Origin of the sequence: Streptomyces sp. 135 (assembly GCF_020026305.1) — a bacterium.
Classification (GTDB): domain Bacteria; phylum Actinomycetota; class Actinomycetes; order Streptomycetales; family Streptomycetaceae; genus Streptomyces.
In genome coordinates, this window is the sequence record NZ_CP075691.1 from 8,529,021 (window position 1) to 8,549,879 (window position 20,859).

Below are 20,859 nucleotides of genomic sequence, written 5' to 3' on the forward strand. Positions count from 1 at the left end.
ATGGACGACAAGCGTGCTCTTCTCCTGAAACTGCTGGCGTCGGCACAGCAGCAGGCCGCCCCCGCGGCCGCGTCCTCGCGCGCGGGCGAGGACATCGCGGTCATCGGGCTCGCGGGGCGGTATCCCTCGGCGCGGACCCCGGACGAGCTGTGGCGCAACGTCGTCGAAGGCCGCAACTGTGTCGGTGAGGTGCCGGGCGAGCGCTGGGACGTGGACGAGCACTACCACCCGGAGTCCAAGGACGGCCGCGGCTACAGCAAGTGGGGCGGCTGGCTCGACGACGTCGACAGGTTCGACCCGCTCCTCTTCCAGATCTCACCCTCCGACGCCGAGGAGATGGACCCTCAGGAGCGCCTCTTCCTGGAGACGGCCTGGGCGACCATCGAGGACGCGGGGTACCGCCCCCGAGGGCTCGGCGCGGAGGACCCCGTCGGTGTGTTCGCCGGCGTGATGAACAACGACTACGAGTGGCTCGCGGGCCAGAGCAGCGCCTTCGGCGTCCACACGCACGCGCGCTCCGCCCACTGGTCGATCGCCAACCGCGTGTCGTACGCGCTCGACCTGCGCGGCCCGAGCCTCACCGTCGACACCGCCTGCTCCGCCTCGCTCACCGCCGTCCATCTGGCCTGCGAGAGCCTGCGCCGCGGAGAGTGCGCCACGGCCCTCGCCGGCGGGGTCAACCTCATCCTGCACCCCATGCACCTGCGGATGCTGGCGGACCGTCAGATGATTTCCCGGGGCGACCGGTGCCGCAGCTTCGGCGCCCACGCCGACGGCTTCGTGGACGGTGAGGGAGTGGGCGCCGTCCTGCTCAAGCCGCTGCGCGCGGCGGAGGCGGACGGCGACCGCGTCTATGCCGTCCTGAAGGGCTCGGCGATCAACGCGGGCGGCAGGACCGGCGGTTACACCGTCCCGAACCCCTCGGCCCAGGCCGAGGTGATCAGCGCCGCGCTGCGCCGCGCGGACGTCGATCCCCGGACCGTGACGTACGTGGAGGCGCACGGCACCGGCACCCCGCTCGGTGACCCGATCGAGATCACCGGCCTGCGGGAGGCTTTCCGCGCGGGCGCTGCCGGGCCTGCCGCCGAGGCGCCCACCCCCGAGGCGCCCGCTGCCGTGGGGTCTCCGGCCGCCCATGACGGCTGCGCCATCGGTTCGCTCAAGTCCAACATCGGGCACCTGGAGTCCGCCGCGGGCATCGCGGGCCTCACCAAGGTCCTGATGCAGCTGAAGCACGGCGTGCTGCCGCCGTCCCTGCACTCGGCGGAGCTGAACCCCGACATCGACCTGTCCGGCACCCCTTTCCACGTACAGCAGGAGGCCGCGCCGTGGCGCCGGCTCGTGCTGCGCGACCGGGACGGCGGGGAACGGGAGCTGCCGCGCCGCGCGGGCGTCAGCTCCTTCGGCGGTGGGGGTGCCAACGCCCATCTGATCGTCGAGGAGTACCGGGGGAGCCGCCCGCCCGCGGCGGACGGCGGGGCCGAGGAGCTGGTCGTGCTCTCCGCGCTGAGCGAGGAGCGGCTTCGGGTGTACGCGGGCCGGCTCGCCGACTTCCTCGACGCCCGCCCGGCCGCCGGGGCGCCGTTGGAGGAGTGCGTACGGGTGGCCGCCGACGTGCTGCGGGTCAGGCCCCAGGACCTGGACCCCGACCTCGAACTGGCGGAGTACGGACTGGGCGCGGCAGAACTGGCCGGACTCAGCGAGCGGCTCGGCCTGGAGACGACCGTCTCCGGGAAGACCTCGCTGCGTGACCTGGCCGGTGCCGAGACCGAAGCCGCCCTGACGCTTGCCGACTTCGCGCACACCCTGCGCGTCGGCCGGGAGCAGCTGGACGTCCGCCTTGCCTTCCCGGCGCGTGAACTCGCGATGGCCAAGGACGTGTTGAGGGCGGTCGCGGCCGGAGCGGAGGGTGACGTCGAGCTCAACGACGCGGGCCGCACCCGGCGTTCGCTGGACCCGGACGCGGCGGACCGTTTCGCACGCGCCCTGTCCGAAGGTGACCTGACGAGCGCCGCCCGCCTGTGGACGCGGGGCGTCGAAGCGCAGTGGCCGGACACCGGCGGGCGGCGCGTCGGCCTCCCCACGTACCCCTTCGCCCGCAAGCGTTACTGGATACCGCAGCCCGAGCGGACGGTCACGGCCGCGGCCAAAGCCACGCAGCCGCCGACCGCTACGGGTGCCCGTCCGTTCGTAAGACCCACGTCCGCGAAGGACCTCATACGTACCTCCGTGGAACCCATACGCACCATCGCCGACGACTCCACCGTCGACTCCCCGCGCGCCGTACCCGCCGAAGCCACGGAATCCGCGGCCCCGCCGGAACACCGTACGGACCTCCCCCCGCTCGGCTTCTACCAGCCGGTCTGGTGTCCCGAGGAGCTGACGGGTCAGGGGCCCCGCCACGCCGCCACCGCCGGACACGACGTGGCCGTGCTCACCGCCGGTGAACCCGATGGCCTCGCCGAGGCGTTGCTCCGCCACCACCCCGGTGCCCGCCACGTCCGCCTCGATCGTGACGACCCGGCGGCCCTGCTCACCGAACCGGTGCGGCACCTGTACCACCTCGGCGGGCTGCGCCGCCCGGACGGTCTCGACGCCGCCCTGCGTGACGGCGTCCTCGCCCTCTTCCGCACCCACGGCCTCGCCGCCCGGCTCACGGTGGTCACCGCGGGCGCCCACGCGGACAACCCCCACGCGGCCGCGCTCCTCGGCTACGCGCAGGTGCTCGCCGCCGAGTGCCCCGAACTCGACGTCACCTGCGTCGACGTGGCCGACACCGATCCGGCGGACGCGTTCGCCGCGATCCTCGCCGAGCCCGCGCACCCGGCAGGGCGGGCCGTACTGCTGCGGGGCGGACGCCGTCACGTACGGCAGCTCGTCAAGACGCCCGTCCCCGCACCGGAGCGCTCCCCCTACCGCGTCGGCGGCACCTACCTGCTGGTCGGTGGCAGCGGCGGCATCGGCCGTGCCCTGTCCGAGGAACTCGCGCGGCGCTACCGGGCCAATGTGGTGTGGATCAGCCGCGGCGAACCCGGCCCCGAGCAGCGGGCCACCGCGGAGCGGGTGCGCGAGGCAGGCGGTCGGCTGCTGCACCTGCGGGCCGACGCCGCCGACCCGGACGCGCTGCGCGACGCCGTCGCGGAGGCCAGGCGGCACTTCGGCCCGGTACACGGCGTGTGCCACGCGGCGATGACGTTCAACGCCAGCACCATCGCCGAACTCACCGAGGCGGAGCTGCGGGCCGCGCTCGCCGCCAAGATCGACGGCTCGCTCGCGCTGACCACCGCACTCACCACCGCGCTGGCCGGTGAACGCCTGGACTTCCTGGCGTTCTTCAGCTCGGTGGGCTCCTTCGTCAGCGCGGCGGGCAACGCCGCCTATGTGGCGGCAAGCTCCTTCCAGGACGCCTACGGCAGGCTCCTGTCCGCGCAACTCCCGTATCCGGTACGGGTGGTGAACTGGGGCTACTGGGGCCGTGTCGGCTCCGGAGCGCAGCCGGGGCTCCAGGAGATCTTCCGCAGGACCGGCGTCGCCGAGTTCACGGTGCGCGAAGGACTCGACTCGCTGGAGCGCGTGCTCGCCCACGGGCCCGTGCAGGTCATGCCGATCCGCGCGGACCGGTGGGCCCTCGACGCGCTCGGCCACCGCGCCTCGGCGCTCGCCGACCGCTGCCCGGTCCCCGCACCCGCCGGACCCGGAGCCGACGCCGTCCTCACCGGCTACGACCGGCTCTCCGCGCTCTGCGACCGGGCGCTGCTCGGCGTCTACCAGCGGATGGGTGCCTTCACACGGCCGGGGGAGCGGGACGGCGTGACCGCTCTCGCCGACCGGCTCGGGATCGTGTCCAAATACCGCCGGCTGCACGCGGCCCTGCTGAACATCCTCGCCGACGCCGGGCACGTGGCCGTACGAGACGACACCGTCGAGGCGCTCGCGCTCGCGGACGGCACCGACCTGGCCCACGCCGAGCGGGAACTCGACCGCATCGCGGCCGACCACCCGGACATCACCGCCACGGTGGAGCTGACCCGCCTGTTCCTGCGCGACTACCCGCGGGTGCTGCGCGGCGAGATCGGCGCCACCGAGGTCATGTTCCCCGACGCGTCGATGGAACTGGTCCAGGACTTCTACCGGGGCAACCCGCTCACCGACTCCCTCAACGAACTGGCGGCCGACACCGTCGCGGAGCATGCCCGTCGGCGCATCGCCGCCCTCGGCACGGACGAGCGGCTGTGCGTCGTCGAGTTCGGCGCGGGCACCGGGGCGACCACGGAGCGGGTGCTGCCCGTCCTGTCCGCCTGGGCCGAGCGGGTCGAGTACGTCTTCACCGACATCTCGCCGCAGTTCCTGGAGAGTGCCGAGCAGCGGTTCGGCGAGCGCCATCCCTTCACCCGGTTCCGTACGCTCAACCTCGAACGGTCCCTGGCCGACCAGGGATTCGCGCCCGGCAGCGCCGACATCGTGGTGGCCACCAACGTCGTGCACGCGACCGGAGACCTGCGCCGCACCCTGCGCAAGGCGCGACAGCTGCTGCGCCCAGGCGGCCGGCTCGTGCTCAACGAACTGACGTCGATCCGCAGCAGCATCACCGTCACCGGCGGCGTCCTGGACGGCTGGTGGGCGTTCACCGACCCGGAACTGCGCATCAAGGACGCGCCGCTGGCCACCGCGCAGACCTGGCAGCGGCTCCTCCTCGAAGAGGGCTTCGCGGACGCCGTCGTCCTGGACCGGGGCGCGCACCTCGGCCAGCACGTGATCGTCGGCGAGAACGCGGGCGGGGACGCCGTGGCACCGGCCCCCGCGCCGGACTCGGCCGCCACTGCCGCTACCGCCGCCGAGCGGCCCGCCCAGGCCCCGCGGGCGGGCCGGGGACCACTGCCGCGGCTGCGCGACATCGTCACCGCGACCCTGAAGCTCGACGACCCCGTCGACCCGGACCGGCTCCTTTCGGACTACGGCTTCGACTCGCTGAGCGGCATGAAGATCGCCACCGTGATCGAGGCGGACCTCGGCGTTCGGCTGCGCCTGAGCGATCTGCTGCGGCACCCCACGCTGCGCGAGCTGAGCGACCACATAAGCCGGTCGACCGGGGCGAAAGCGGAACCCGGCCTCGGCCTGGCCCCCGGCCTCGACGGCGACCTAGACAGCGACGCGGTGCCGGAACCGGAGCCGCAGCCTGAGGCGGCGCCCGAGCCGGCACCCGAGCCGCTCCGGTTCCCGCTGTCGGCCGGCCAGCAGGCGCTGCGCGTCATCGAGCAGACCGCGCCCGGCAACTACGCCTACAACCTGCCCCTCGCCTTCTGGCTGGACCGGCACACCGACGAGAGCGCCCTCCGCGCCGCGCTCCAGTCCATGGTCGACCGGCACCCGCAGCTCCGCGCCCGGGTGGAGGGCGACCACCAGATCATCGAACCCCGCCAGGAACTCGCCTACGTACGACGAGAGTTGCACACCAGCTCCGTGGACGACGTCCGCGAGGCGGCCAGGAAGAGTGTCCGCGAGCCCTTCGACCTGGCCCGCGGGCCCCTCCTGAGGGCCACGCTGTTCGTCATGGCCGACGGGCGGCAGGTACTGCTGCTCACCTTCCACCACATCGTCTTCGACGGTCTGTCCATCGCCGTCTTCCTGCGCGAACTCTCCGCCTTCTACCGGCAGTGCCCGCCCACCGACGGGCCCCTCGCGACCTACGCCGAGTTCGTCGACCGGCAGAGCGAGCTGCTCGGTTCGGAGCGCGGCGACCGCCTGCGCGCGTACTGGCTGCGGCAGCTCTCAGGTGAACTGCCCAGGCTCCAGCTTCCCCTCGACCGCCCCCGCCCGGCCGTACCGAGCTACCGGGGCGCCTCCGTCGAGGGACGCCTGGACGCGCGGCAGATCCGGGCCGCCAGGCAGCTCGCCGCCGACGAGCGGACCTCGCTGTTCACCGTGCTCCTCGCCGCCTACGCCACCCTCCTGCACCGCTACACGCAGCAGGACCGCGTACTGATCGGCACCCCCGTCGCCGGGCGGCCCGCCCCGGAGTACGCCGACGTACTCGGCTACTTCATGAACATGGTCGTCCTCAAGCACGACCTCGCGGAGCAGGACCAGGACTTCCGGACCCTTCTGCGCGACGTACGGGACACCGTCCTGGAGGCCCTTGAGCACGGTGACTACCCGCTGCTGACGCTCGCTCAGGAACTGCGCGCCTCGCGCCTGTTCGACACCGCCTTCTACTTCCAGAACTGGGTGGAGGACGACACCGACACCACCCCGGTCGCCGACGTGTTCCACGGCGTGCACCAGGAAGGGGAGTTCGACGTCACACTGGAGGTCGTCGAGGAGCCCGAGGGCGCCCGCTACTGCCTCAAGTACAACCCCGACCTCTTCGACGAGGAGACCGTACGGCGGCTCGGCGACCACTTCGGCCTGCTGCTCGACGCGGCCCTCGCCGCACCCGACAGCGACCTCGGCGGCCTGCCCCTGCGCAGCGCCGACGAACTGCGCCTGGCCGAGGAGCGGCAGCGCCGCACCCGACGCGACCACCCCGACGACCGCGTCCTGCCCACGCTCCTCACCGAGCAGGCCCGCCGCACCCCCGAGGCCGTCGCCGTCTCCGACCGGGGCGCCACCCTCACCTACCGCGAACTGACCGGACGCGTCGACGCGCTGGCGGCCCGCCTGCGCCGCGCGGGAGTCGCTCCCGGACGCAACGTCGGCGTACTGGTCGACCGGTCAGCGGACATGCTCGTCGCCCTCCTCGGCGTCCTCGCGGCCGGCGGCGCCTACGTGCCGCTCGACCCCGACTACCCGGCCGAGCGGCTTCGCTACATGGCCGAGGACGCCGGACTGCACCTGCTGCTCACCCGCTCCGGAACACACCCCGACCTCGGCGCGCCGGTCCTGCCGGTCGACGCGAGCGAAGGGGTGTACACGGAGGCCGGTCAGCCGGAGCGGGGCGTCGCGCCCGGACCGGACGACGCCGCGTACGTGATCTACACCTCCGGATCGACCGGCCGCCCCAAGGGAGTGCAGGTCCCGCACCGAGCGCTGGCCAACCTGCTCCTGTCCATGGCCGAGGAGCCCGGCCTCGGCGCGGGGGACCACCTGCTCGCGCTCACCACCGTCTGCTTCGACATCGCGGCCCTCGAACTCTTCCTGCCCCTGATCACCGGCGGCCGCGTGGAGATCGTGCCCGCCGAGGTCGCCCGCGACGGCGTACTGCTGCGCCGCCTCATCGAGTCGAGCCCCGCCACGGTCGTCCAGGCGACCCCCGCGACCTGGAAGATGCTGCTCGCCGCGGGCTGGACCGGCGCCCCTGGGCTGAAGGCGCTGTGCGGGGGAGAGGCACTCGACCAGGACACCGCCGAACAGCTGCTGTGCCGTGCCGGTCAGGTGTGGAACATGTTCGGGCCGACGGAGACCACCATCTGGTCGGCCGTGTGCCGCCTCGCGCCCGGCGAGCGCGTCACCATCGGTCATCCGATCGCCAACACACGGCTGTACGTGCTGGACACGCGTGGCCGTACGGTGCCGCCCGGCGTGCCCGGCGAGCTGTACATCGGCGGCGCGGGCCTGGCGACCGGCTACCTGGGCCGCCCGGAGCTGACCGCCGAACGGTTCGTCACCATGGACGGCGACCGCCGCTACCGCACCGGTGACCTGGTGCGCGAGCTGCCCGACGGCCGCATCGAGTACCTGGGCAGGCTCGACTCCCAGGTGAAGGTCCGCGGCTTCCGGATCGAGCCCGGCGAGATCGAGGCGGTGCTGCGCGGCCAGGACGGCGTCCGCGAGGCCGCGGTGGTCGCGCGCCGCGTCGGCGGCGAGAACGTCCTGCACGCCTTCCTCGTACTCGACGACGGCGCCGCCGTGCCCCGCCGCGAGGCGCTCGGCCAGTGGCTGCCGGCCCACATGGTCCCCGACGTCCTGGTCCCGCTGACGTCGTTGCCGCAGACGCTCAACGGCAAGGTGGACCGCGCGAGGCTCACGGACGTGCCCCTGAACGAGCTGCGGGGTGCGGGCGCCGTGACGCAGGCACGCCGTGAGGCAGGCGTGAGGAGTCATGCCTCGCCGCGCGTGGAGGACGTGGAGGAGTTGACCGGCCTGATCGCCGACATCCTCGACATGGACGCCGCGCAGATCCCCGCCGATGTGCCTCTCGGACAACTCGGGATGAACTCGGTCAGCTTCACCGTGCTCAGCACGCGCATCAGCGAGCGGTACGGGACCGAAGTGCTGCCGACCGTCTTCTACCGCCATCCGACGGTCACCGCGGTCGCGGCGCATCTGGCGGCGCTCCAGACGGCGACCGATACGGCGACCGAAGCCGGGAGCGAGGTCCGGGCGGCGGGGCAGGCGGCCCGGGCGGGCGACGTGGCCGTCGTCGGGATGGCCGGCCGGTTCCCCGGCTCGGCCGACTTGGCGGAGTTCTGGGAGAACCTGGAACACGGCAGGGACCTGGTCACCGAGATCCCCGCCGACCGCTGGGACTGGCGGGCGCACACGGACGGCTCCCGCTCCCGCTGGGGCGGTTTCCTCAGCGGAGTCGACCGCTTCGACGCGGCCTTCTTCGGCATCTCGCCGCGCGAGGCCGAGCTGATGGACCCGCAGCAGCGGCTGCTCCTCGAAGTGGTGTGGTCGGCGATCGAGGACGCGGGCTACCGCGCGAGCGACCTGGCGGGCAAGCGGGTCGGCGTCTTCATCGGCACCACCAACTCCGACTACGCCGAGGTGCAGCGCGCCACCGGCCGCTCGGCGCAGGCCCACACGCTCACCGGCGCCGCCCTGTCCATCATCCCCAACCGCGTCTCCTACCTCCTCGACCTGCGCGGCCCCAGCGTGGCGGTGGACACGGCCTGCTCCAGTTCGCTCACCGCCGTGCACCAGGCCGTCGGAGCCCTCCGCGACGGCACGTGCGACCTCGCGATCGCGGGCGGGGTCAGCCTGATCCTCGACCCCGGCATCTACGAGGCGCTGAGCCGCGGCGAGATGCTCAGCGAGGACGGCCGGTGCAAGGCCTTCGACGCCTCGGCCAACGGCTACGTACGCGGTGAGGGCGTCGGGGTCGTGGTGCTGCGGGACCACACGGCCGCGCGCAGGGACGGCGACCGCGTGGCCGCGGTGATCAAGGCCGCCGCCGTCAACCACGGCGGGCGCACCACCTCGCTCACCTCGCCCAACCCGAACGCGCAGGCCGACGTGCTCGTCGACGCCTACCGGGCGGCGGGCGTCGACCCCCGCACGGTCGGCTACATCGAGGCGCACGGGACCGGCACGGCCCTGGGCGACCCCATCGAGATCAGCGGCCTGACCGAGGCGTTCGAACGCCTCGGCGGCGGCACGCGGACGCAGAGCCACGAGCGAGGGAGGGAGGGGAGCAGCTGTGGCATCGGCTCGGTGAAGACCAACATCGGGCACCTGGAGGCCGCCGCGGGCATCGCGGGCCTGCTCAAGGTCCTCCTCGCGCTGCGGCACCGCACCCTGCCGGCCAGCCTGCACTTCCGCGAGCGCAACCCCTACCTCGAACTGGACGGCAGCCCCTTCGAGATCGTCGACACCACGCGCTCCTGGCCCGCGCCGCTCGCCGAGGACGGCTCCGCGCTGCCCCGCCGGGCGGGCATCAGCTCCTTCGGCTTCGGCGGCGCCAACGCGCACGTCGTGGTCGAGGAGGCGCCCACCGCGGCGGACGGCCCGGACAGCGCGGCGAAGGAGCCGGCCGAGGAACTGTTCGTGCTCTCCGCCAGGACCGAGGGAGCCCTGCGGGCGCAGGCCCGCCGCCTGGCCGCCCACATCCGCGCGCAGCGGCCCTCGCCCGCCGACGTCGCCCACACCCTGCGGGTCGGCCGCGAGGCCATGGAGGAGCGGCTCGCCTTCGTCGCCCGCGGCCGCGCCGAGCTGCTCGACCGCCTGGACGCCTGCGCCGAAGGCCGCACGGCGACGGCGGCGGGCGTGCTGCGCGCCCGGGTGAGCTCCGGGCACCGCCGCGCCGTCACGTCGCGCGGCACGGCCTGGCAGGACTTCGTACGCGCCCTGTCGGCCGAGCGTGACCTGGAGTCCCTGGCCCAGCTGTGGACCGACGGCGCGGACGTGGACTGGTCCGGCCTGCCGGGCGGGCGCAGGATCGGGCTGCCGACCTACCCGTTCGAACCGACCCGGCACTGGGTCGACGCCCCGGCCACCACCGCGCCGCCCACCACCGCAGCGCCCATCGCCGAGCCGAGCCCGGCCACGGCGGAGCTGCTCGACGCGAACGTGTCGACGTTCAACGAGTCCGCCTTCGCCAAGCGCCTCACCGGCGCGGAGTTCTACCTGGCAGACCACCAGGTCGGCGCGGAGCGCGTGCTTCCGGGCGTCGTCTACCTGGAGATGGCGCGGCTCGCCGGTGAACGGGCCCACGGCACCGCCGCCGTCCGGCGGATCGACGAGGTCGTCTGGGCGGCGCCCGTCGCCCTCTCCCCGGGACAGGAGCGGGACCTGCGGGTGGCGGTGGCGCCCTCCGGCGCGTTCGAGATCACCGGCGAACGTCCGCACGCCCGCGGCCGCCTGGTCTTCGACGAGGAGGACGGCGCCTTCGAGGCGCCCGCCCCGCTCGACCCCGCCGCCGTGCGCGCCCGGTGCGCGGAGAGCAGGACCCGGCAGGAGTGCTACGAGTACTTCGGCCGGCTCGGCTTCCGGTACGGTCCGGCCTTCCAGGTCATCGAGGAACTCGCCCTCGGGGACGGCGAGGCGCTGGCCCGGCTGCGCCGCCCCGACGTCGGCGCGCACCGGTTCCACCCCTCGCTGCTCGACGGGGCCCTGCAGACCGCCGGTTGGCTGGTACCGGGGTCGACGGCGCATCTGCCGTACGCGATCGGGTCCGTGCACCTCTTCGCCGAGCTGCCCGCCGACTGCCTCGTGCACGCCGTGGCCGTGGAGCGCCGCGCCGACGCACAGATCTTCGACATCAGCCTGGCCGCCCTCGACGGCACGGTCGTGGCGCGGATCGAACGCTTCACCCTGCGGGCCGTGCCGGGGACGGAACGGTCCGTGCCCGGCGCCGAGCCCCGCGTGCACGCCTTCGAGCCGGTGTGGCAGGACGTGGAACGCCCGCCCGGTGCCGCCCCGCTGGACGGGGTGGAGCTGCTGTCCGTCATCGACACGGGGGACGGCCGCGCCCGGGCGCTGCGTGACGAACTCGCCTTACTTGCCCCGGAGGTGAGGGTGGTCGTCGGCGCTCCGGAGCGGGCCTCGCACCTCGTCCACCTGGCCGCCGAGGGAGGTTCCGGTGCCGGGGGCGGTCTCGACGAGGCGCTGCGCGCCGGGTTCCGCACCGCCCTGGACATCTGCCGGACGCGGATCGCCGACCGCGGCGGACCGCTGCGCTACCTGTACGTCCATGACGGCGGGCCCGGAGCGGCCGGGGCGGCCCACGCCGCCCACGCGGCCCTTGACGGGTTCGCCCGGACGATCGTCCAGGAGCAGCCCGCGATCCGGATGAGCGTGCTCTCCCGTGCCGGCTCCGGACCCGTGACCGGCTCAGGAACTCCGGCGGACTCCGCGACCGCCGCCGCCCACGCTCGCGGCCCCGCATCCATGCGGGAACTCGCCGAACTGGTGCTCGCCGAACTGGCGGTCGACGGCGAGCCCGAGGTCCGCATCGACGGCCCCAGGCGCACGGTCCGCGCCTGGCGCGAGCGCGCGCTTCCCGGGAGCGGCCCCTCGCCGCTGGCCCGGGACGGGGCGCACCTGATCACCGGAGGCACCGGGAAGCTGGGCCTGCTGGTGGCCGAGCGGATCGCCCGGCACCCGGGCGCGCACGTCGTCCTCGTCAGCCGGTCCGCGCCGGACGCGCCGCTCCCGGACGGCTGGCTGCACCTCCGCGCCGATGTCGGTGTGCGGTCCGACGTCGAGCGGGTGGTGGCCGAGGCCCGGCGCCGGTTCGGACGCGTCGCGGGCGTGGTGCACGCGGCGGGCACGCTGCGGGACTCCCTGGTGCTGCACAAGAGCGGCGCGGACGCCGACGAGGTGCTCGCACCCAAGGTGCGCGGCCTGGTCCACCTGGACGAGGCGACCCGGGCCGACGCCCCCGACTACTTCGTGGCGTTCGGCTCGACCGCCGCCGTCTTCGGCAACACGGGGCAGAGCGACTACGCGTACGCCAACAGCTTCCTCGACCACTACCTGGAGCGGCGCCCCGGCGGCGGTCTGACGGTCGACTGGTCGCTGTGGCGCGACGGCGGCATGACCCTCACCGCCGAGGCCCGCCAGGCCATGCGGCGCGAGTTCGGCATGGAACCGCTGCCGGCCGATGCGGCGCTCGACGCGCTGGAGGCGGCTCTGCGGAGCGGTGCCTCCCGGCTCCTGCTCACGGCGGGCGACCGGATGCGGATCGCCGATGCCCTGCGCGGAGGCCCCGCAGGGCCCGCCCCCGTAGCCGCCCCGGCCACCCCGGACCCGGAGGACGGCGAACTGCGCGCCCCCACGGTCCGGTTCCTGCGGGAACTCCTCGCCGACGAGCTGAAGATGCCGCTGGAAGACGTCGCGGAGGACGAGGCGTTCGACCGCTACGGCGTCGACTCGCTGCTGGTGCTCAGCCTCACGCGCACGCTGGAGGAGCGCTTCGGACCGCTGTCCAAGACGCTGTTCTTCGAATACCTGACGATCGGTGAGCTGGCCGACTTCCTCGTCGAGCGGCACCCGGCCGCGCTGCGGGACCTGGCCGCCCCCGGCCCGCGACCCGCGCTGCCCGCCGAGCACACGGCCCCGGCCCAGACGTCGGCCGTGGCGGTGCCGCTCGCGCAGGACGTACGCGCGACCGCTGCTCCCGCGCCCCGGCGGCACTCCGCCTCCGACGACGACATCGTGATCGTCGGCGTCGCGGGCCGCTACCCGCAGGCCGACGACCTCGGCCGGTTCTGGCGCAACCTGCGCGAGGGCAAGGACTGCGTCGAAGAGGTGCCGAAGGACCGCTGGGACCACGACCGGTTCTACGACCCGGACCGCGACGCCCCCGGCAAGACCTACGCCAAGTGGGGCGGCTGGCTCTCCGACGTGGCCTCCTTCGACCCCATGTTCTTCCGCATGTCGCAGGTGGAAGCCGTCCACATCGACCCGCAGGAACGCATCTTCCTGGAGACCGTGTGGCACCTCCTGGAGGACGCGGGCACGTCCCGCGCCGCACTCTCCGAGGTCCGCACCGGCGTCTTCGTGGGCCTGATGTACGGCCACTACCAGCTGTACGGCGTCGACGAGGCGCTGCGCGGTGACGGCGCGGCCACCTCGTCGTCGTACGCCTCCGTGGCCAACCGCGTCTCGTACTTCTTCGACTTCGACGGTCCGAGCATCGCCCTCGACACGATGTGCTCGTCCTCGCTCACCGCGCTCCACCTCGCCTGCCGGGCGATCCGGGACGGGGACTGCGAGGTCGCCGTGGCCGGCGGTGTCAACGTCTCCAGCCACCCGCTGAAGTACCTCCAGCTGGCCAAGGGCGGATTCCTCTCCACCGACGGCCGGTGCCGCAGCTTCGGCGAGGGCGGCGACGGCTACGTGCCCGCCGAGGGCTCCGGGGCCGTGCTGCTCAAGCGCCGCCGCGCGGCCGAGGCGAACGGCGACCGCATCCTCGCCGTGGTCAAGTCGACGGCGGTGAACCACGGCGGGGCCGGCAAGGGCTTCAGCGTGCCCAACCCCAAGGCCCAGGGCGTGATGATCCGCGAGGCGCTGGACCGCGCCGGCCTCGCCCCCGCCGAGCTGGACTACCTGGAGGCGCACGGCACGGGCACCTCGCTCGGCGACCCGGTGGAGATCACCGGCCTGGTCCGCGCCTTCGAGGGGCACGACCTGACCGGGGTACGCATCCCCATCGGCTCGGTGAAGTCGAACATCGGGCACGCCGAGTCGGCCGCGGGCATGGCCGCGCTCACCAAGGTCCTGCTGCAACTGCGCCATCAGGAACTGGTGCCCTCGCTGCACGCCGAACGCCTGAACCCCCATCTCGACCTGGACGCCACCCCCTTCCGGCTGCAACGCGAGCGGGCCCCCTGGACGCCGCGCGTCGACGCCGCGGGCCGCCCCCTGCCCCGTACCGCCGCGATCAGCGCGTTCGGGGCGGGCGGCAGCAACGCCCACGTGATCCTGGAGGAGTTCGTGTCACCCACGCAGCCGCCCGGGCAGCAGCCGCCGTACGTGTGCGTGCTCTCCGCCCGCGACGCGGAGCGGCTCACCGAACACACCGCGCGGACGGCGGAGTTCCTGCGCGGCGAGGGACGCGGCACCGACCCGGCCGCGCTCGCCGCCACGCTCCGGACCCGCGAGCCGATGGCGCACCGCCTCGCCGTGGTCTTCGACGGCGTGGACGACCTCGCGGCAGCCCTGGAGGAGCACCTCTCAGGAGCGGACACCGCGCGGGTCCTGACGGGCACCGCCACCCGCGCCGCCGCACCGGCCACCTGCGGCACCCCGCGCGAACTGGCCGCCGCCTGGGTGCGCGGCGCCGACGTCACCTGGCCCGGCGGCGGCCCGCGGGTCTCCCTGCCCGGCTACCCCTTCGCCAGGGAGCGCTGCTGGCTGCCCGCGGCCGACGCCGTGCGGGGCCCGGCCACGCCGCGGCCGTCCACCCCGTACGGCAAGGTGCTGCTGTCCACCGACACCCCGGTCATCGCCGGGCATCGGGTCCAGGGCCGCTCGCTGCTGCCCGCGTTGGCCTACGCGGATCTCGTCGCCGGGGTCTTCCGCGACCACGGGCACCCCGTCGAGCGGCTGACGATCCGTGACCTCACCGCGCTGCGCCCGCTCGACGTGACGGACGGGCCGGTGACCGCGGAGATCCGCTGCGTCGCCGACGGTCCGGGCCGCTGGCAGGTCGCCGTGACCGACGGCGACCCCTACGCCACGGCCGAGGTGCTCGTCACCGACGCCGCCGATGTCACCGACGCCCCCGCTTTCCGCGAACGGCTGGACGGTCCCGCCGACGGCGCCCCGAGGCCACTGGCCGAGACCTATCTGAGGGACGGCGCCAACGGCCAGCACTACAGTGGCGCCGCGCGCGCCGAAGGCCTGGTCCGCGTCGACCAGGAGCAGCTGACCGCCGAACTCACCGCGCCCCAGGGCGACTTCCTCGTGCATCCGGCGCTGCTGCTCGGCGGTGCGGTCGCGGCGGGGACGCTGCTCGACACCGGCGGGCAGGCGTTCCTGCCGCTGCACATCGCCTCGTTCCGCGCGGCGGGGCCGCTGACCGGGCGCTGCACGGCCCGCGTACGCCGTTCGTCGGTGATCCGGCGCGGCGAGGTCGTCCGGTTCTCCGTGGACTTCTTCGACCCGGAGGGGCGGAAGGTGGCCGAACTGTCGGAGCTGTCCAGCAAGGCGGTGACGGACACGCCCACGTACGTGTCGGCCGAGCCCGCCCGAGCCGCTGAGCCCGCCCGGGCCGCCGAGCCCGGCACGCCCGCGGCCGACCGCGCGGAGGCCTTCCTGCGGCGCCTGCTGGCCGACCGTCTGGACCGCGACCCGCAGTCGATACCGGCGACCGCCGGCTACTACGAACTCGGCCTCGAATCGGTGCAGGTACTGAGCCTGGTCGAAGCCGTCCAGGAAGCCGTGGGACAGGAGCTGGAGCCCACGCTGCTCTTCGAATACACCACGGCCCGCGATCTGGCGGCGCATCTCGCGGCGCGCTTCCCGGGGGCGTTCGAAGCGGCCGGAGCCGTCGAGGCCGCCCCGTACCCCCAGGGCCCCGTGACCCCCGCCGAGAGCGGCGGACTGAGCCGGATCAGGGACGGCGCCGTCATCCCGCCCGCCCCCGCCCCCGCCGCCCTGCCCGCCGAGGAACTCGACCGGCTGATCGCTGGCCGCGTACTCCTGCGGCTCTGCGCGGCAGGCGCGTTCGCCGACGGCCGCACCGAGTCCGTGGACGGCCTGGCGCGGCGCCTCGCCGTCGTGGACAAGTACCGCCGCTGGTTGGACGAGGCGGTCCGGCTGCTCACTGCCACCGGCCTGACCAGGCAGTACGACGACGTCCTGGAGCTCACGGCACAGCGGCCCCCGGCCCACGACCCGGCATGGACCGCCGTACGCGAGCGCTTCGCGTCCGACCCCTACTGGGACGCGCAGCTCTCCCTCGTCGAAGAGTGCGCCGACCGGCTGCCCGAGATCCTCTCCGGCGCGCTGCCCGCGACCGACGTGCTGTTCCCCGGCGGCTCCATGGTCAAGCTCACCGCCGTGTACCAGGGCAACGCGGTCGCCGACCGGCTCAACGACGTGGTGGCGGAAGTGACCGCCACGGCGGTGCGCGAACGCCTCGCCGAGGACCCCTCGGCCACCGTGCGCCTCGCCGAGGCCGGCGCGGGCACCGGCGGCACCACCGCCGTCGTACTGCCGCGCGTCGACGCGTACGCCGACCGCGTCGAGTACTGGTACACCGACCTGTCACCGGCCTTCCTCGACCAGGCGGAGCAGCGCTTCGGACCCGGCAGGCCCTACCTGCGCTACGGCCGCTGGGACGTGACACGGCCCGGCGCGGGCGAGCACCTCACCGGCGGCGACTGCGACGTCATCGTGGCCACCAACGTCCTGCACGCCACCCAGGACATCCGCCTCGTCCTGCGCAACCTCGCCGCGGCGCTGCGCCCCGGGGGAGTCCTCGTCATCAACGAGGTCACCCGCAAGTCCGCGGTCCTCACCCTCACCTTCGGCCTGCTCGACGGCTGGTGGCTCTACGACGACGAGGACGTCCGCCTCCCCGGCGCGCCCCTCCTCTCCGCGCCCCGCTGGCAGGAGGTACTCCAGGACACCGGCTACGACGAGGTATGGCGGCCGGTGGCCGAGCCCGACGCGTTCGGGGAGGTCTTCGTCGCCCGGCGGCGCCCCGCCGCCCTCCCGGCGCCCGAGGGCACCCGCCTCCTGGTCAGGGAGTGGCGGCCCGCCCCCGCCACCGAGGGCCGCCGGCCCCGCGCGGTGGCCGTCCTCGGCGGCGGGCAGCACGCACGCCGGCTCGTCGAGGCCCTGCCCGGCGCGGAGCCGGTCTCCTGCGCGGCGGACCTGCACGACCGGTTCGACGCGCTTGTCGACCTCGGCGGCGTCGGCCTCGACGCCTGGCTCCCCGCGGTGCAGCGGATGACCGGACGCGAGGCGCTGCTGCTCGGTGTCGGCACGGGTGACGCGCGCGCCGGGCTCTACCGCATGCTCCAGAGCGAGTACGGACGGGTCCGCTCCCGCTACCTGGAGGCCGACCCCGCCGACCCCGCCCTGCCCGGCCTCGTGGCGGCCGAACTGGCCGACGGCGGCGACGACTTCGAGGTGACCTACCGGCACGGGGCCCGGCACCGGGCCGAGCTCGCCGAACTGCCGGCCGCCACCGGCGCCCCGGTCCGTTTCCCCGCCGACCGGCCGCTGCTCATCACCGGCGGCACACGCGGAATCGGTCTCGCGGTGGCCCGGCACGCCGTCGACCAGTGGGGTGCGCGCACCCTCGTCCTCACCGGGCGCGACCCACTGCCGCCGCGCCACGAATGGGACCGCCACGGCACGGACACGCCGCTGGGCCGCAAGCTCGACGGGCTGCGCGCCCTGGAGCGCGACGGGGTGCGGCTGCGGGTGCTCGCGCTGCCCCTGGGGGAGGACGCGGCGGCCGTACACGCGGCACTGGCCGGGATCCGGCGGGAGTTCGGCCCGATCGGCGGCGTCCTGCACGCCGCCGGGCTCGTCGACCGGGACAACCTCGCCTTCGTCCGCAAGCCGGCCGACTCCGTGCGCACGGTGCTCGCCCCCAAGACCGCCGGACTCGACGCCCTGGTGGACGCCCTCGCCGACGATCCGTTGCGGTTCTGCGTGCTGTTCTCGTCGGTCGCCTCGATGGTCCCGGCCGCCGCCGTCGGACAGAGCGACTACGCGATGGCCAACGCCCACCTGGACGCCGTGGCCCGCCGCGCGCCGCACGGCCTGCCGCTGGTGAGCGTGGCCTGGCCCAGCTGGCGGGGCGTGGGCATGGGCACTGAGCGCCCAGGACCCGGCTATCGGGCCACCGGCCTCGGTGAACTCTCCGAGGCCGAGGGACTGCGGCTGCTCGACCACGTCCTGTCCACCGGGGCCGGGCCGGTCGTGCTGCCGGCGATCGTCGCCCCCGACTGGACGCCGCGCGCACTGCGCGTCCCCAGGCCGCAGGCCCCGACGCAGGGCCGGGCGACCGCCGCGCCCTCCGCCACCACCGCCGCCGCCGGAAGCATCGCCGAGAAGGCCGAGGCATGGCTGCTCGGGCTGCTCGCCGAGCAGTTGGGCTTCGCGCGTGACCGCCTCGCCGCCGACGTACCCATCGCCGACTACGGCACCGACTCGATCATGATGGTGCAGATCCTGCGCCTGGCCGGTGCCGAACTGGACGTCGAGCTCGACCCCTCGGTCCTCGTGGACCACCCCACCGTGGAGTCCTTCGTGGGCTGGCTCACCACCCACCACGGGCAGGCACTGACGCGGACCTTCGGCACGGAACCGCCGGCCACCGCCGTCACCACGGCCGCCCGCCCACGAGCCACGGCACCCGCCTCCGCCCCGAGCGAGCGCCAACAGGCCCCGGCCGACGGCCCGTACGACATCGCGGTGATCGGCATGTCGGGCCGCTTCCCCGGCGCCCCGGACCTGGACGGATACTGGCGGCTGCTCAGCGAGGGACGTACGGCGATCGCCCCGGTGCCCGCCCGGCGCTGGGGGACCGAGACCGGATACACCGCCGGTCTGATCGACCTCGACGGATTCGACCCCGGCCACTTCCACCTCTCCGACGACGACGCCGCCGCGATGGACCCTCAGGCGCTGCTGCTCCTGGAGGAGACGCTCTTCGCCTTCTGCGACGCGGGCTACACCCCCGCCGAGCTGAAGGGACGCGACATCGGCGTCTACGTCGGCGGCCGCACCCGGCACGCCCCCGACGACGCCACCCTCGGCCGCAGCCGCAACCCGGTGGTCGCGATCGGCCAGAACTACCTGGCCGCCAACCTGTCGCACCACTTCGACCTGCGCGGCCCCAGCACGGTCGTCGACACCGCCTGCTCCTCCGCGCTGGTCGCCATGCACCACGCCGTCCAGGCGATGCGTTCGGGCGACGTGGAGGCGGCCGTGGTCGCCGGGATCACCCTGCTGCCCGACGCCGGCGGGCACCGCCTGTTCGACCGGCGGGGCCTGCTCAACACCGAGCCCGAGTTCCACGTCTTCGACCGGCGGGCCCGCGGCTTCACCCCCGCCGAGGGCGTCGGCGTCCTCCTGCTCAAGCCGCTCGCCGCGGCCGAGGCCGACGGCGACCAGGTGCACGCGGTCGTCAAGGCGGTGGCCGTCAACAACGACGGCAGGACCGCGGGCCCCGCCACGCCCAACCCCGCCGCCCAGCGGAGCGTCATGGCCCGCGCCCTGGCCCGCTCCGGCCTCGCCGCGGACGACGTCACGTACATCGAGACCAACGCGGCGGGCTCCCAGGTCCCCGACCTCATCGAGCTGAAGGCCATCGCGGCCGTCTACCGCGCCGGCTCCGACACGCCCTGCTCGCTCGGCTCGGTCAAGCCCAACATCGGCCACCCGCAGTGCGCGGAGGGCATCGCGGGGGTCATCAAGGCCGTCCTCATGCTCCGCAACCGCCGCATCGTCCCCTTCCTCAGCGGACAGCAGCCCCTGGACCACTTCGACCTCGCCGCGACTCCGCTGCGCTTCGAGCGCGGACTCGTCCCCTGGCCGGACGCGCCGTTGGCCGCCGCCGTGTCGAGCTTCGCGGACGGCGGTACCAACGCCCACGCCGTCCTGGCGGGCCGGGACGGCGACGCCACCGCCGGGCGGCAGCCGCTGGAACGCCCGCGCCTGAAGCGGCGCCCCCTGCCGAGCGCGCGCACGGAGCGCTTCGCGATCGTCGGCATGGCAGGCCACTACCCCGGCGCGGCGGACCTCACCGCGTTCTGGGAGAACCTCAAGGCGGGCCGCGACAGCGTCGGCGAGGTCCCGGCCGAGCGCTGGACGCCCGGCGAGGGCCGCGAGTCGCGCTGGGGCGGCTTCCTGGACGACGTCGACCGGTTCGACGCCGACTTCTTCCGCGTCTCCCGCCCCGAGGCGGAGATCACCGACCCGCAGGAACGCTGGTTCCTGCGCACCTGCTGGGAGGCGATCGAGGACGCCGGGTACACCCCCGACACCCTCGCCGAGGCCAAGGGGCCCGACCGGCGCCGCGCGGTCGGCGTCTTCGCCGGGGCCATGCACAAGGACTACACCCTGGTCGCCGCGGAGGCGGCCACGCCGGTGCCGCTCAGCCTCAACCAGGGGCAGATCGCCAACCGCGTCTCCTTCGTCTGCGACTTCCACGGCCCGAGCATGACCGTGGACACCCTCTGCTCGTCCTCGCTCACCGCGCTGCACCTCGCCGTGGAGAGCCTGCGCCGCAAGGAGTGCGAGGTCGCGCTCGCGGGCGGCGTCAACCTCTCGCTGCACCCCGGCAAGTACCGCACCTACGGCACCGTCGGCATGCACTCCTCGGACGGCCGCTGCCGCTCCTTCGGGGAGGGCGGGGACGGCTACGTGTCCGCCGAAGGCGTCGGCGCGGTGGTCGTCAAACCGCTCGCCGCCGCCGAGGCCGCGGGTGACCACATCTACGCCGTCGTCGCCGCCTCCGCCGTCAACCACGTCGGCGCCGCCAGCGGGTTCAGCGTGCCGAGCCCCGTCGGCCAGGCCGCCGTCATCACCGCCGCGCTCGCCGCTGCGGACGTCGACGCCCGCTCCATCGGCTGCCTCGAAGCACACGGCACGGGCACCTCGCTGGGCGACCCCATCGAGATAAAGGGCCTCGCCACCGCCTTCGGCAGGCACACCGACGACACGGGCTTCTGCGCCCTCGGATCGGTGAAGTCCAACATCGGCCACGCCGAGTCCGCCGCGGGCATCGCG

At 74.3% G+C, this 20,859-nt stretch carries 1 protein-coding gene (cut by a window edge); it reads left to right on the top strand.

The features are described from left to right. On the top strand, nt 1-20,859 hold the 5' portion of the coding sequence (locus KKZ08_RS37390) for a non-ribosomal peptide synthetase (RefSeq protein WP_223778665.1). The gene runs 2,535 nt beyond the window's last position; only the first 20,859 of its 23,394 coding nucleotides appear in the window; its start codon is at nt 1-3; its stop codon lies beyond the right edge, outside the window.